General features: G+C 72.5%; 15 protein-coding genes. 10 read left to right on the top strand and 5 right to left on the bottom strand.

Translation table 11 applies throughout. The features are described from left to right. Positions 1 to 30: 30 nt before the first annotated feature. Positions 31 to 1,221 carry a glycosyltransferase gene (locus tag AB0C84_RS07870; protein WP_361062685.1) on the bottom strand — a complete coding sequence of 397 codons (1,191 nt, stop codon included), beginning with the start codon at positions 1,219 to 1,221 and terminating at the stop codon, positions 31 to 33. Between the two features lie 87 nt (positions 1,222 to 1,308). On the opposite strand from AB0C84_RS07870, the gene AB0C84_RS07865 reads away from it, so the two are divergent. The 8 genes from AB0C84_RS07865 (at position 1,309) to AB0C84_RS07830 (ending at position 8,749) form a co-directional block, all read left to right on the top strand. Continuing rightward, positions 1,309 to 2,766, top strand: a complete 1,458-nt coding sequence (locus tag AB0C84_RS07865) for an N-6 DNA methylase (protein WP_361062477.1) — start codon at positions 1,309 to 1,311, stop codon at positions 2,764 to 2,766. Then, complete coding sequence (locus AB0C84_RS07860) at positions 2,759 to 3,790, top strand: hypothetical protein (protein ID WP_361062474.1); 1,032 nt, start codon at positions 2,759 to 2,761, stop codon at positions 3,788 to 3,790. The genes AB0C84_RS07865 and AB0C84_RS07860 overlap by 8 nt, the downstream gene beginning before the upstream one ends. Before the next feature lie 41 nt (positions 3,791 to 3,831). Further along, positions 3,832 to 4,629, top strand: coding sequence for a methyltransferase domain-containing protein (locus AB0C84_RS07855; RefSeq protein ID WP_361062471.1), 798 nt, complete (start codon positions 3,832 to 3,834; stop codon positions 4,627 to 4,629). Positions 4,630 to 4,870: 241 nt separating this feature from the next. Then, positions 4,871 to 5,395, top strand: a complete 525-nt coding sequence (locus AB0C84_RS07850) for an ATP-binding protein (RefSeq protein ID WP_179846747.1) — start codon at positions 4,871 to 4,873, stop codon at positions 5,393 to 5,395. After that, complete coding sequence (locus AB0C84_RS07845) at positions 5,380 to 6,210, top strand: SAM-dependent methyltransferase (protein WP_361062468.1); 831 nt, start codon at positions 5,380 to 5,382, stop codon at positions 6,208 to 6,210. Before AB0C84_RS07850 ends, AB0C84_RS07845 begins: the two co-directional genes overlap by 16 nt. Positions 6,211 to 6,370: 160 nt before the next feature. Further along, positions 6,371 to 7,369 (top strand): hypothetical protein, encoded by a 999-nt coding sequence (locus AB0C84_RS07840; protein ID WP_179846745.1) that lies wholly within the window; start codon positions 6,371 to 6,373, stop codon positions 7,367 to 7,369. Between the two features lie 26 nt (positions 7,370 to 7,395). Then, positions 7,396 to 8,157: a class I SAM-dependent methyltransferase gene (locus tag AB0C84_RS07835; protein WP_258940507.1), complete on the top strand. Its 762-nt coding sequence runs from the start codon at positions 7,396 to 7,398 to the stop codon at positions 8,155 to 8,157. A gap of 10 nt (positions 8,158 to 8,167) precedes the next feature. Continuing rightward, complete coding sequence (locus tag AB0C84_RS07830) at positions 8,168 to 8,749, top strand: class I SAM-dependent methyltransferase (protein WP_361062464.1); 582 nt, start codon at positions 8,168 to 8,170, stop codon at positions 8,747 to 8,749. Positions 8,750 to 8,861: 112 nt separating this feature from the next. On the opposite strand, the gene AB0C84_RS07825 is transcribed toward AB0C84_RS07830, so the two are convergent. From AB0C84_RS07825 to AB0C84_RS07810, 4 genes are all read right to left on the bottom strand, one after another. Then, positions 8,862 to 9,074, bottom strand: a complete 213-nt coding sequence (locus AB0C84_RS07825) for a hypothetical protein (RefSeq protein ID WP_361062461.1) — start codon at positions 9,072 to 9,074, stop codon at positions 8,862 to 8,864. Between the two features lie 99 nt (positions 9,075 to 9,173). Further along, the gene (locus AB0C84_RS07820; protein WP_361062458.1) at positions 9,174 to 10,007 is read right to left on the bottom strand and encodes an exodeoxyribonuclease III; all 834 of its coding nucleotides are present in this window, start codon (positions 10,005 to 10,007) and stop codon (positions 9,174 to 9,176) included. Between the two features lie 24 nt (positions 10,008 to 10,031). Next, positions 10,032 to 10,703 carry a hypothetical protein gene (locus AB0C84_RS07815; protein ID WP_361062455.1) on the bottom strand — a complete coding sequence of 224 codons (672 nt, stop codon included), beginning with the start codon at positions 10,701 to 10,703 and terminating at the stop codon, positions 10,032 to 10,034. 32 nt (positions 10,704 to 10,735) lie between these two features. Beyond that, positions 10,736 to 11,098, bottom strand: coding sequence for a hypothetical protein (locus AB0C84_RS07810; RefSeq protein ID WP_361062452.1), 363 nt, complete (start codon positions 11,096 to 11,098; stop codon positions 10,736 to 10,738). A gap of 339 nt (positions 11,099 to 11,437) precedes the next feature. On the opposite strand from AB0C84_RS07810, the gene AB0C84_RS07805 reads away from it, so the two are divergent. Together AB0C84_RS07805 and AB0C84_RS07800 are read left to right on the top strand one after the other, a co-directional pair. Beyond that, positions 11,438 to 12,043 carry a hypothetical protein gene (locus AB0C84_RS07805; RefSeq protein WP_361062449.1) on the top strand — a complete coding sequence of 202 codons (606 nt, stop codon included), beginning with the start codon at positions 11,438 to 11,440 and terminating at the stop codon, positions 12,041 to 12,043. A 224-nt stretch (positions 12,044 to 12,267) separates the two neighbouring features. Continuing rightward, positions 12,268 to 13,419, top strand: a complete 1,152-nt coding sequence (locus AB0C84_RS07800) for an FKBP-type peptidyl-prolyl cis-trans isomerase (RefSeq protein WP_361062446.1) — start codon at positions 12,268 to 12,270, stop codon at positions 13,417 to 13,419. Positions 13,420 to 13,444 lie beyond the last annotated feature (25 nt).

The raw sequence follows: 13,444 nt of genomic DNA, 5'->3' as shown, positions 1-13,444 counted from the left end.
CGGCAGCCCGACAGTAACGTAATTGGACACTTACTCCAATGTCGCCCGGGACGCATCGGCGGCACCGGATTTGTGCCGTCCTGACAAAGTCCGCCCCTTCCAGGCACCGCCCCGGCCGGCGCGGTGCCTGCGTGCGGAGTCGACGGTCATCGCCGCGTACAGCAGGGCCACGAGCGGCAGGGCCGGGGCGCGCACGGGCGACAGGCCGTAGAAGCGCAGCATCGGCGCGTAGGTGGCCGCCATGAGCGCCCAGGCGAGCGCACCCGCCACGAGGGCGAGCACGCCGCCGGACGAAGCCGCGACCAGGCCCGCGACCGTCGCGGCGGGCGGGACCACGTAGAGGAGCAGCAGGCCCGCGACGGTCCCGGCCAGCAGGGCTGGCGAGTAGCGCAGCTGGTGGTAGGCGCTGCGGACGATCATCGCCCAGAGGTCGGCGAGGCGCGGGTAGGGGCGGCGGCTGACGACGTCGCGGCTGAGATCGAGCCGGCAGCGCCCGCCCGCGCGCTTGAGCAGCCGCCCCAGCGCCACGTCGTCGATCAGCGCGCCGCGGATCCGGGCGAGGCCGCCCGCGCCGGTGAGGGCGGCGCCGCGGACGAGCACGCAGCCGCCCGCGGCGGCGGCCGTGCGCGTCCCGTCCCGGCCGACGCGGCGGAACGGGTAGAGCTGGGCGAAGAAGTACACGAAGGCGGGGACGATCGCCCGTTCCCAGCCCGTGCGGGTGCTGAGCGTCGCCATCTGCGACAGCAGGTCGCGGCGCCCGGCGACGGCGGCGCGCACCAGCCGCTCCACGGTGCCGGGGGCGTAGGCGATGTCGGCGTCGGTGAAGAGGAGGAAGTCCGGCTCGCCCGCCGCCCGGACGCCCTCCGACATCGCCCAGACCTTGCCCGCCCATCCCCGCGGGCGCTCCCTCGCGGGCACGATCGTCAGGGCCGGGTCGCCGCCCGCCAGGGCGGCGGCGGTCTCGGCGGTGCCGTCGCCGCTCCCGTCGTCGACCAGGATCACGCGGAAGGCGCCCGGATACCGCTGGGCGAGCAGCGTCGGGAGCGTCTCCGGGAGGACGGCGGCCTCGTCGCGCGCGGGGACGACGGCCACGACCTCGGGCCACTCGTCCGGCTCCGGCGCGCCGGGCAGGCCCGGCCCGGTCCTCCAGAAGCCCCCGTGCGCGAACGCCAGGTACAGCCACCCGGCCAGCGCCGCCAGCGCCAGGACGCCCACGACCATCACGTTCCGCAGCCTCGCACCGCGCCCGCCTCCCGTCCACCGACGGCGTCCCGGCGGCGTGGCGGGCCGGACGCTAGAGTCACGCGGATGGACGATGTCCTCCGGAAAGGCGATGCCCTCGGGAAAGGCGATGCCCTCGGGAAAGGCGATGCCCTCTGGAACGCCGACGTCCTCTGGAAGGCCGCCGGCAAGCTGCGCGGATCCGTCGACGCGGCGCAGTACAGGGACTTCGTTCTCGGGCTCGTGTTCCTCAAGTACGTGTCCGACTCGTCCGAGGACGGGGGCTTCCGGGTGCCGGACGGGGCGCGGTGGGCGGACCTCTCCCCCGCCGCCGGCGACATCGGTGCGCGGATCGACGCGGCGATGGGCGCCGTCATGCGCGCCGACCCCGCGCTGGACGGCGCCCTCCCGCAGATCTTCACCGGGATCGACCAGCGGCGCCTCGGCGAGCTGGTCGAGCTGATCGGCCGGGTGCGGTTCGGGGCGCGGCCCGGCGAGCGGCCCGCGCGGGACGTGCTCGGCGAGGTCTACGAGTACTTCCTGGAGAAGTTCGCGCGGGCCGAGGGCAGGCGCGGCGGCGAGTTCTACACCCCGGCCGGCGTGGTCAGGCTGCTGGTGGAGGTCCTGGAGCCGTTCCGGGGACGGGTGTACGACCCGTGCTGCGGCTCCGGCGGCATGTTCGTGCAGGCGGAGCGGTTCGTCCTGAGCCATCGGGGGCGGCCGGACGACATAGCGGTGTACGGGCAGGAGGCGAACGAGCGGACGTGGCGGCTGGCCAGGATGAACCTGGCCGTGCACGGGATCGCGGGCGACGTCCGCCGCTCCGACACCTTCTACGAGGACGCCCATCCCGGGCTCGCCGCCGACCACGTGCTCGCCAACCCGCCGTTCAACATGTCGGACTGGTACCGGGATCCCGGCGACGCGCGCTGGCGCTACGGCGTGCCGCCCGCGGGCAACGCCAACTTCGCCTGGATCCAGCACATCGTGGCCAAGCTCGGGCCGCGCGGCCGCGCGGGCGTGGTGATGGCGAACGGGTCGATGTCGTCGCGGCAGTCGGGCGAGGGCGAGATCCGCGCGGCGCTGGTGGAGGCCGGCCTCGTCTCGTGCGTCGTCGCGCTGCCGGACCGGCTCTTCCGCACCACCCCGATCCCCGCCTGCCTCTGGTTCCTGGACAGGCGCGAGAGCGTCCCGGGCGAGGTGCTGTTCGTCGACGCCCGCGCCATGGGGACGATGGTCGACCGCACCGAGCGGATCCTCACCGCCGACGACATCGCCCGGATCGCCGGCGCGTACCGGGCCTGGCGCGACCACGGCCATCGCGACGTCCCCGGCTTCTGCCGCGCGGCCGGCCTGGACGAGGTCAGGTCGCACGGCCACGTCCTCACGCCGGGCCGCTACGTCGGCGCCGCCGAGGCGGACCGCGGCGACGAGCCCGCCGCCGACCGGGTGGAGAGGCTCACCAAGGAGCTCCTCACGCACCTGGAGGAGTCGGCGCGGCTGGACGGGGTCGTCCGGGACGAGCTGGAGCGGTTCGGTGGCTGAGCTGGGCGAGCTCGTCACGTTCTCGAACGGCCGAGCGCGTCCCGCCGCGGGCACCCGCTACCGGACGTACGGCGCGAACGGCGTCATCGGGACGTCCGGCGAGTTCAACGCCGGGCCCCGCTCCACCGTCGTCGGCCGCGTCGGGAGCTACTGCGGCACCGTCCATTACAGCCCCGGCCGGTGCTGGGTCACCGACAACGCCATCATCGCCACGGCCAGGGACGGAGTGAACCCCCGCTACGTCCACTACCTGCTCAAGCGGCTCGACCTGAACAGGTACCGCATCGGCTCGGGGCAGCCGCTCCTCACCCACGCGATCCTGAACGGCCTCCGCGTTCCGCGGCTGGGCAGGGCGGAGCAGGACGCGGCGGCGTCCGTCCTCGGGGCGCTCGACGACAAGATCGAGGTGAACGGCCGGATCGCCGCCGCCGGGGACGCGCTGGTCCGCGCCCGCTACGACGAGGCGGCCGCCGGGGCCGGGGCCGTCATCGCGATCGGCGAGCTCGGGGACCTCGTGCGCCGGGGCGTCCCGCCGCAGCGGATCGGGCGGGACGAGAACTACATCGCGCTGGAGCACATGCCGAAGCGGCACATGTGGCTCTCGACCTGGACCGACGCGTCCGGCGTCACCAGCGCGAAGCGGCGGTTCGCGGCCGGCGACGTCCTGTTCGGCAAGCTCCGCCCCGCCTTCCACAAGGTGGGGCTCGCCTTCGTCGACGGCGTCGCCTCGTCGGACATCCTCGTCGTCCGCGCGAAGGACGCCGACCGCCGGGGGTGGCTTCTCGCCGCCCTGGCCAGCGACGACGTCGTCGCGCACGCCCGCGCCGTCAGCGACGGCACGCGGATGCCGCGCGCCCGGTGGCAGGACATCGCCGCCTTCACGGTCCCCTGGCCCGGCGACGGCGCCGCCCGCGCCTTCGGCGGTTTCGCCGCCGCGCTGGCCCGCCGGGTGGAGGCCGCCGCCGCGGAGAGCGCGGCCCTCGCGAAGCTCCGCGACGCCCTCCTTCCGGAACTGATCCCCTGAAAAGGGCGCCCGCGCCGCCGGGCGGGGGGATCATCGGACGGGTGGACTACCTTCTGGACAACCGGCAGGCCGAGGCGGGCGTCCGCTTCAAGGCGATCTCCGAGCTGTTCGACCCGTGGACGTTCCGCCACATGGACGACGCGGGCCTGCGCCCCGGCTGGCGGGTCTGGGAGGTCGGCGCCGGCGGGCCGACCGTGCCGTCCTGGCTCGCGGGCCGCGTCGGGACCACCGGCCGCGTCCTGGCGACCGACATCGACGTGTCCTGGCTGGCGGACGCGCCGGAGCTCGCCGGAGCCCCGGTCGAGATCCAGCGCCACGACCTGGTGCGCGACGCCCCGCCCGAGGGGCCGTTCGACCTCGTCCACGCCCGGCTCGTGCTGGTCCACCTCCCCGACCGCGACCGGGCCCTCCGGACGATGATCGAGGCCCTGCGGCCCGGCGGCGTCCTGCTCGTCGAGGACGCCGACCCGGGGCTCCAGCCGCTGGCCTGCCCCGACGAGCACGGTCCGGACGAGCGCCTCGCCAACGCCGTCCGGCGCGGCTTCCGCGCGCTGCTCGCCGAGCGCGGCGCCGACCTCGCCTACGGCCGCCGGCTCCCCCGGCTCCTGCGCGACGCCGGCCTGGAGGACGTGCGCGCCGACGCCTACTTCCCCTTCGCGTCCCCCGCCTGCGGCGTCCTGGAGACCGCGTCCATCCTCCAGGTGCGCGAGCGGCTCATCGAGGGCGGGCACGCCACCGCCGAGGAGATCCGCCACCTGCTGGCCGCCATCGCCGCGGGGCGCCTCGACCTCACGCTCGCGCCGCTGATCTCCGTCCTGGGCCGCAGGCCCGGTGGTTGACGCCCGTCCGGTTGCGCAAGTCCGGCGCGACCGGTATGGCGCCGCCATGTGGCGGATCTTGGACGGCGTGTGACGTCCCGCAGGGTGCGGCAAGGCCCTTGCATGCGCGCAAGCGTTGGTGACTGGTCCCCGGAGCCTGCGTAAGAGTGTGTGTTGTTTCACTTCCACGTCCGACATCGACTTGGCCGAGAAGCACATGTTCGCTTACAGCCCGACACGGAGACGTGAAGCCGACACCGCCATGAACGCATCAGACACATGGTCCGGGGCGCCCGTGCTGGTGCCCGCACCCGCTCCCTCGCTGGAAGTCGGGATCCCGTCCGCCTGGAACCACAACGGCAAGTCCTCGGGGCGCCTCATCGGTGAGATCGACCTCGCCGCCACGCCGCCCGCCGTACGGCTCGGCCGCTCCTACGTCCGCGAGCTCGTCGGGCAGCACTTCGGCGCCGACCGGTCCGAGCTCGGCGACCTGGAGCTGCTGACCAGCGAGGCCATGACCAACTCGGTGCTGCACGCGCGGCCCCGCCGGGACGGCACGATCACGCTGACCGTCCTGCACGTCGACCGCTACGTGCGCGTCGAGATCACCGACGGGGGCGCCGCCCAGGGGCCGCCGCGGGCGGTGGACGAGGCGCTGCCGACGGGCGGCCGCGGGCTCGCCCTGATCAAAGCCCTCGCCACCGACTACGGCACCTGCCGCGGCAAGGGCGGGGCCTCGACCTTCTGGTTCGGCGTCGGTGTCCGGGACGGATGGCGGCTGCCGTGACCTCCGGGGCGGCGCTGAGCCCGGCCCGCCGAGCCGAACCGTCCCCTCCCGGGGGCGGGCTCGGCACGGCGCAGGCCAGCGTCGCCCGCATGTGCAACTACCTCCTCGGCGGCAAGGACAACTACGCCGCGGACCGTGAGTCCGCCGAGCGTGCGCTGCGCGGCTGCCCGGCGCTGCCGCGGCTCGTCCAGGCGAACAGGGGCTTCCTGGACCACGCCGCCGCGCTGCTCGCCGGGGAGGCCGGGCTGCGGCAGTTCGTCGACGCGGGCTGCGGGCTGCCCGCCGCCGAGAACCTCGGCGACCTCGTCCGGCGGGCCGACCCGGCGTGCCGCGTCGCCTACGTCGACAACGACCCGATGGTGCTCACGCACGCGCGGGCGCTGCTCGCCGTGGACGCCGGCACGGGCGCCTTCGCCGGGGACGTCCGCGACCCGGCCGCGCTGCTCGCCGACCCCGGCCTGCGCCGCCTGATCGACTTCTCCGAGCCCGTCGCGGTGTTCCTGCTCGGCGTCCTGGACTTCCTCGCCGACGAGGACGACCCGGCCGGGATCGTCGCCGCGCTCGCCGCGGGCCTCGCCCCCGGCAGCCACGTGGTGATCAGCCACGCCGTGAGGTCGCCGGAACTGGACCCGATCTCCGGGCCGTGCGAGGGCGTCGACACCCCGTTCCGGCCGCGGAGCACGGACGAGATCGCCCGCATCTGCGCGAGCCTGCGGATGCTCGACCCCTACCCCGCCCGGCTGGCGGCGCCCGCCGCCCCGGCCGACCGAGGCCCGCTGCCGCTCATCGGCTGCGTCGGGCGCGTGGCGGATTGAGGACGGCATGTCGCCCGCGGTGCTCGCCGAGACTTCTGCTGATCGCCCGTCCCTTCCGCGCGGCGCTTCGCTACGATCGAAGCGCCAGCAACTGCCACATCTAGGGCGAGTGATGACAGCGGACGGCGAGCCGAAGTCTCTCTCCGACATCACCAGGGACATGGGACTCAACATGTCCGACGTGGCGGCCTTCTCCGGACTCGACGAGAGCACGATCTTCCGGCTGTGGGACAACGCGGAATGGCTCGACCGGGTCAGCGGGCGGTCGCTGCAGAGCCTCATGTCGTCCGTTCCTGGAATCGCCGAGTACTCGATGGCGCACGCCGTCCGGAAAAGGCGCGACGGGCTCGTCGCCGACCTGCACGGCGAAGGGCTCACCGTCGATCTGGACGCCCTGCAGAACTCGGCCGTCGCGCAGCAGCACCTGCTGAACGCGCTGGAGGCCGGGCTGCACATCATGCGCGGCCAGGCGACGCAGAAGACGTCCTCGTTCATCGCCCGCTTCTGGGGGCGCGAACAGGACACCGCGCTGGAGGCGCTCTACTCCACCGAGGCCGGCCGGGGCCTCCTGGAGGACCCTCGCAGGCTCTTCGACTCGTCCATCGACCTGGCCCCGCGGCTGAACCGCAAGACCTACTCGTTCCATTCGATCCTCGCGCTCAACATCCTCACGCACCAGGTCAGCAAGGTCACCGGGTCGCTGGAGGCCGACCTCGGCTTCGAGGTGCCCGGGCGGCAGACCGCCTTCATGATGCGCGGCGTGGTGATGGGCTCCCTGATCAGCTCGAACGACTTCGACCTGGCCGAGCGCTACCGCCAGGAACTCGACGCGACGCCCGTCTACGCGGCGCTCGAGGAATGGTCGTTCCCCACCTACACGAGAGACGGCCGCATCAGCAGCGACTTCACCCTCCCGAGCTCCCTGTCGCTGCGCAACACGGCCACCGAGGTGCTCCGCGAGATCGCGGTCTACAACGACGCCTACCTCTACTACCTGGTGTCGACGTACATCCCGCTCGCGCTCAAACGCGACCCGGCGTTCGGCGGGAAGCTCCCCGAGTTGATCCGTGCGCTGGAACTGCGCGGGGTCGACTGCCGGGACAGAAGGATCCGACAGACCTGCAACACGCTGGTGCGGCGGCTCAAGGGCCTCGCCTGAACCAGGCCTTGGAGAATGGGGAGCCGGTGGAGGACACGGCGCAAGCCATCGCGAAACTGACGCGCGCGCGATGGGAGGCGAACGCGCAGTACTGGGTCAAGGTCATCAGGGAGCGCCGCGACCGGTACCGGACCGAACTGACCGACGCCGCCGTCCTGGACGCCGTCGGCGACTGCGCCGGCCAGAGCGTCCTGGACGCCGGATGCGGCGAGGGCTACCTGTCGCGCAGGCTCGCCTCCATGGGCGCCGAGGTCACGGGCGTCGACGCGGCGCAGGGCCTGATCGACGCGGCCTCGTCGCACCCGGAGCAGGAGGGCAAGGCCACCTTCACCCGCGCCAGCGTCGAGGACCTGCCGCTGGAGGACGACCGGTTCGACCTCGTCCTGTGCAACCACCTGTTCAGCCACCTGCAGGACCCGACCCGCGCCATCGGCGAGTTCTCGCGCGTCCTGCGCAGCGGCGGCCGGCTGATCCTGCTGACGCTGCACCCCTGCTTCTACGTGGAGAACGCCGAGCAGGGCGCGGCGAGCAGCGTCCCGGCATCGCGGTACTTCACCTCGCGCGGGATCGACCAGCGGTTCATGGTGGACGGCCTGGAATCCCCTTCGATGATCACAAGCTGGCTCCGGCCGCTGGAGTACTACGCTGGAACGCTCCGAGACGCCGGATTCGTCATCGCCGACCTGCGCGAACCGCACCCGACGGAAGAGCAGATGCGCGACGACCCGTGGTGGCGCAAGGGCTTCCCCACGGCCATGTTCATGCTCCTGATCGCGGAGCGCCGTTAAAGTCGTCTCCATGGAGGACGTGCCGGCGGAATTAGCGGGGCATCCGGACAGGCTCCGGTGGAACGAGAAGTACGCGGAGTCGTCCGGCCCGTCGCGGGCCCATCCGCTCGCGGAGCGGGCGCTGTCGCTCGGGATGCCGGACGGCGGAGTGCTCGACCTGGCGTCGGGACCGTCCGGCAGCGCCCTGCTGGCCGCCTGGACCGGGCGCCGCGTGACCGCCGTGGACATCTCCGAGATCGCCCTCGCGCGGCTCGGCGCGGAGGCCCGCCGCCGCGGGCTCGGCCCGCTGGTCACGCCCGTCCAGGCCGACCTGGGCGGCTGGCGGCCGGGCCCGGACAGGTACGCGCTCGTCCTGTGCACCGGGTTCTGGGACCGCGCCGTGTTCGAGCGCGCGGCCGGGGCCGTGCTGCCCGGCGGTCTGCTGGCCTGGGAGGCGTTCACCGAGGCCGCCCGCCGCGACCGGCCGCGGCTGCCCGCCGCGTGGTGCCTCAAGCCCGGTGAGCCCGCCTCGCTGCTGCCGGACGGCTTCACCGTCCTCGACCAGTACGACGACGGCGGCAAGCGCCGCCTCCTCGCCCGCCGCGGCGACTAGCGCCTCCTACGCGGGCCGGAGGGAAGATGTTCCGGCGAGCGGGCGCGTAACGCAGCCACTCGCTCGCCGGAACACTGGTTCACCTGCCGTGTGGACGGCAGTCAGTCAGACGTCAGTCCTCACGGATGACGTTGGCGGCCTCCTCCAGGGCCTTGGCCACCTGGGGGTCCAGGTTGGCCGTGGCGTCCGACCCGGACGAGCCGGACCCGGACGACCCGGACCCGGACGACCCGGACCCGGACGAGGCGGACCCGGACGACCCGGTGTACTGGCCGTACGGGGCACGGGGGTAGTCGGCGTGGTGCGGGGCATTGTTGATCGCCATGACCAGCTTCCTTCCATCTCAGTTGCGTCCAGCTGGAAATGATCAGCCGGACCTTGCCCTGGACCGTGCGGCCTTCCACGTCATCCGCAACGTGCGAGGTCAATCGAGGTCGACGACGACCGGGGCGTGGTCGGACGGGCCCTTGCCCTTGCGGGCCTCCCGGTCCACGTAGGCGGAGGCGACCCGTCCGGCGACGTCCTCGTTCGCGTAGAACAGGTCGATGCGCATGCCCATGTTCTTGTGGAACGCGCCGGCCCGGTAATCCCAGTACGTGTAGGGGTGGGGCCCCTTCTCGATCGTCGGGACGACGTCGCGGAGGCCGAGGGCCCGCAGGTCGGCGAGCGCCTGCCGTTCGGGGGGCGTGACGTGCGTGGAGTCGACGAAGACGGCCGGGTCCCAGACGTCCTCGTCGGTGGGGGCGACGTTGTAGTCGCCGCAGGCGACCAGCGGCGCCCCCGCGGCGAGTTCCTCCGCGAGGGCGTCGCGGAGGGCCGCGAACCACGCGAGCTTGTAGGCGTAGTGGGCCGATTCCGGGGTGCGGCCGTTCGGCGCGTACAGCGACCAGACCCGGACGCCGCCGCAGGTGGCGCCGATCGCCCGGGCCTCGGGCGCCAGCAGGACGGGCTCGTTCAACTCCATCTGCTCGTCCTCGCCTTCGGCCCCCGCCTCACCCGCGTAGGCGGGCTCGCCCGGAAAGCCGTTCGAGACGTCCTCGATGCCGACCCGCGAGAGGACGGCGACACCGTTCCACCGCCCGTCACCGTGCGCGGCGGTGGCGTACCCGAGCTCCTCGACCTCCGCGGCCGGAAAGAGGTCCGCGCGGCATTTGGTCTCCTGGAGGCAGACCACGTCCGGCTTCGTCTCGTCCAGCCAGGTGAGAAGGCGGGGAAGGCGTGCCTTGACGGAATTGACGTTCCACGTCGCGAGGCGCATCCTCCAAGCCTGCCACCCGCGGACCTACGGGGTCAGGTTGCAGTCGGGAACCCAGCCGACGACGCCGGTGGCCACGTTCCGCCCGTAGATCCAGAAGTTGCTGGTCACCCCGTTGTCACACCGGTAGTAGTCCCAGGGGCCGCTGCCGCGGATCGCGTCGAACTTCTGGCCCGGATAGCCGAGCCCGACACGGCCGGCGGTGTTCAGCGGGTTGTCCCAGATGACCACGCCGGGAACCCGGAAGTCGGTGTAAGGCTCCCCGCGAGAGGCGACGGCCCTGTACGGGGCCGCGTTCGCCGGGCCCGCGCTCCTCTTCCGGGCTTCGGGGTTGGCGTAGGTCGAGCAGGCCTGGGGGCGGGCAGGTAGTTGGACACAGACCCGGAACGAGCCGCCCCCGAACCAGTCCGCGGTGTTGACCGACGAGGCCCCCATGGGAACGGTCGCGCGCGCTCCTCGGAAGCCGTGCTCCTCCTGGCCCGAGACCTCGGAGCCGACGGGGGCGTCGCGGATGTCGGCGTGCCACGATCTGCTACCCGGGTGGTACCACAGCGTGCCGACCGCGTCCTCCTGCTGCACCGTGCGCAGCGCCCACCACGGACTGGCCGAGGCCGTGGCGGCGGGTGCCGTCAGGACCGCGCCCGCCGCGGTGGCGGCGGCCGCGGAGGCGGCGAGAACGATCTTTCCGAGCAGGGGCATGAGCGCTCCTTGCGGTTCGTGGCGGCGGCGGGTCACGGCCGCTCCCTGATGAAGCAGTCCGAGACGTAGCCCTCGACCCTGGTCCTGTCGTTGATCACGTAGGTCCAGTGGTCCTTGACGTCGCCGTTCGGGCAGGTCACCGGGTCGGCGAAACTCTGGCCGCCGTTCCAGGTGTAGCCGTCGCCGGGGTTGCCGAGCCCGCGGACGTATCCGTTGAGCCGCGGAGTCGCGCGGATCCTGACGCCGGGCTCGGTGAAGTCACCGCCGATGTCGGCGGCGCGTGCCGGGACGGCGGCCCGCCCGGCGGCCGGTGCGGCGGGCGCGTGGGAGGCCATGGCGGGCGTCGCCGGAATCGCGGCGATCACGACGGCCACAGCGCTGACGATCTTCATCATGGTCGACCCTCACCTGGAGTGCGGACGCGGGCGGCCCGGCCCGTCGTGGGGACGGGCGCGGCATCGCCCTTGCCCTCCATATTCCGGCTACCTAGAGTGAGTGGACAATCTCATGGCGTAGAGATGCCAGCGGTTGAACCGTCAATGCCGAAGGGACGCCTCGACGCGATGCCGGAGGGGGGCCGCCAGGTGACACGGTCAGGCGACGGAACGCCGCGGCTTCCGCGACGCGCCGCCGAGCGCGAAGCCGTGAGCCAGGCCTTGGAAGAAGCCGGTTTCTATGCGGCCCGAGGCCTGCGGCCCCCGACCCAGCGCGTGGATCCGCCCAAGGTGGGCGCCGTGGTCGCACGCCTGGCCGGCGCCACCCGCCAGGAACTGCTGACCTTCGACGACCCCTCTAGCTGCGTCAGCCAGGGCGTGCCCGAGCGCATGCTCCGGCACGCGGCCGCCTGCGTCCGCCAGGCCGCCGCCCAGGTTCCCACCCTCCGCCAGATCACGTCTCCGCAGGGCCTGGCCCATGACACCGACCTGGACACCATCCAGTGGCGCAACGGCGGCCAGGCACGGCTCATCGAGCAGATCCCCTTCCGCCTGGCCGTGTTCGACCGCACGACGGCCGTCATCCCGCTCGATCTGGACGTGTTCTACAACGGCATGCTCGTCATCCGCGACCCCGCGGTGGTCAGGGCACTGACCCGGACGCACCACAACTCCTGGACGTCCGGCGACGACCTCGTCCCCGACCGCGAACCGGACCGGCCGCCGGCCCACCTGGCCCCGATCCTGGCCTGCATGCGGGACGGCCTCCCCGACCACGCCGCCGCCACCCGCCTCGGTCTGTCGGCGCGCACCTACGCCCGCCGGGTCAGCGAACTGCTCGCCCTCCTCGGCACCACGAGCCGCTTCCAAGCAGCGATCGTCGCCCAGCGCCGCGGATGGCTCTGAACGTCCCGGCCCGCCGTTCCCGGCGGCGTGGAGGCGTGTGCCACACGTCCGGCGGGGATATCCTGACGCCTTCCCCTGTCCCCTGCCAGATGACACCGCTCCTCGTACGTGACCGGTAGATTGCGGGTCGGCCTCCTTTACCCGGTTTTCACGCTGTGCTTAGCCCGGCCCTGGAAGGGTGGTCACGGTTGTGGTGTCGTCGAACCCGGAGCAAGTGAGGAAACATGTCCGAGGATGACAAGCCCCGGGGCAAGCCGGCGGTCAAGGCGAAGGCGAAGATCCCGAACGCCCAGAGCATCCGCAGCCCCGAGTTCACCCCGCACGGCATCAGCGCCGGCCGCGGCAGCGGGCTGAACCGGCCGTCGGCGCTGACCGCCAAGGAGGCCAAGAAGCGCCGGCTGATGATGATCGCGGGGATCGTGGTCGTCGCGCTCGCGGTCTCCGGCGGGGTGTACTGGTGGGTCAGCCGTCCCGGCCCGAAGGTCGAGGTGACCGGCAAGTTCGCCGCCGAGCCCAAGGTCGAGATCCCGAAGAAGCTGGAGCCGACCAAGACGCTCAAGGTCAGCACCCCGATCAAGGGCGGCGGCCCCGTGGCCGCCGAGGGCGACACCGTCTACGTCCAGTTCGCGACCTACAAGTGGTCGAAGGACAAGGACGAGGAGAACTCGCGGGTGAAGAGCTCCAGCGAGAAGGTCCGCTCCTCCTACGAGGAGGGCCAGCAGCAGCAGGGCGGCGGCGGCCCGATGCACCTCGTCATCGGCAAGAGCGGTCTCAAGGACATCGACAAGAGCCTCGTCGGCAAGTCGGCCGGCAGCCGGCTCGTCATGCAGCTCCCGCCGTCCAAGGAGCTCACCCAGCTGAGCCCGCAGCAGATCACCGACAAGGACGCGATCCTGTTCATCATGGACGTCCAGGCGGTCGTCCCGAAGAGCCAGCAGCCGCAGGGCACCGCGCAGAAGCTGGACGACAAGTCGCTTCCCAAGGTCGAGGACCAGGGCGCCGGCAAGGAGCCCAAGGTGACGGTCCCGGACAAGGACGCGCCCAAGAAGCTCCAGGCCAAGACGCTCGTCGCCGGCAACGGGCCCGCGCTGGCCAAGGGCGACGAGGCGGTCGTCAACTACACCGGCAAGATCTGGAAGTCCGGCGACAAGTTCGACTCCAGCTGGGACAACAAGCAGCCCGCGACGTTCCCGATCGGCCTGGGGCAGACCATCCCGGGATTCGACAAGGGGCTCACCGGCGCGAAGGTCGGCAGCCGCGTGCTGCTCGTCCTGCCGCCGGACGAGGGCTACGGCAAGAAGGGCAGTCCGCCCAAGATCAAGGGCGACGACACCCTGGTCTTCGTGGTGGACATCCTCGCGAAGGTCTACAAGTGAGCTGACCGAGGCGCGGTCGTGCGCG

The sequence above is a fragment of the Actinomadura sp. NPDC048955 genome, assembly GCF_040649435.1.
Taxonomy (GTDB): Bacteria; Actinomycetota; Actinomycetes; order Streptosporangiales; family Streptosporangiaceae; genus Spirillospora; species Spirillospora luteofluorescens.
The sequence above is the reverse complement of the archived record's forward strand: the minus strand, read 5'-3'. Positions and strand labels throughout refer to the sequence as shown.

Excerpts from the sequence above, each read along its gene's own strand:
- AB0C84_RS07825 (WP_361062461.1), bottom strand. The coding sequence starts at position 9,074 with ATGGCGATCAACAATGCCCCGCACCACGCCGACTACCCCCGTGCCCCG.
- AB0C84_RS07815 (WP_361062455.1), bottom strand. The coding sequence starts at position 10,703 with ATGCCCCTGCTCGGAAAGATCGTTCTCGCCGCCTCCGCGGCCGCCGCC.
- AB0C84_RS07850 (WP_179846747.1), top strand. The coding sequence starts at position 4,871 with ATGAACGCATCAGACACATGGTCCGGGGCGCCCGTGCTGGTGCCCGCA.
- AB0C84_RS07845 (WP_361062468.1), top strand. The coding sequence starts at position 5,380 with ATGGCGGCTGCCGTGACCTCCGGGGCGGCGCTGAGCCCGGCCCGCCGA.
- AB0C84_RS07800 (WP_361062446.1), top strand. The coding sequence starts at position 12,268 with ATGTCCGAGGATGACAAGCCCCGGGGCAAGCCGGCGGTCAAGGCGAAG.
- AB0C84_RS07810 (WP_361062452.1), bottom strand. The coding sequence starts at position 11,098 with ATGATGAAGATCGTCAGCGCTGTGGCCGTCGTGATCGCCGCGATTCCG.
- AB0C84_RS07870 (WP_361062685.1), bottom strand. The coding sequence starts at position 1,221 with ATGGTCGTGGGCGTCCTGGCGCTGGCGGCGCTGGCCGGGTGGCTGTAC.
- AB0C84_RS07865 (WP_361062477.1), top strand. The coding sequence starts at position 1,309 with ATGGACGATGTCCTCCGGAAAGGCGATGCCCTCGGGAAAGGCGATGCC.
- AB0C84_RS07820 (WP_361062458.1), bottom strand. The coding sequence starts at position 10,007 with ATGCGCCTCGCGACGTGGAACGTCAATTCCGTCAAGGCACGCCTTCCC.
- AB0C84_RS07830 (WP_361062464.1), top strand. The coding sequence starts at position 8,168 with ATGGAGGACGTGCCGGCGGAATTAGCGGGGCATCCGGACAGGCTCCGG.
- AB0C84_RS07840 (WP_179846745.1), top strand. The coding sequence starts at position 6,371 with ATGGGACTCAACATGTCCGACGTGGCGGCCTTCTCCGGACTCGACGAG.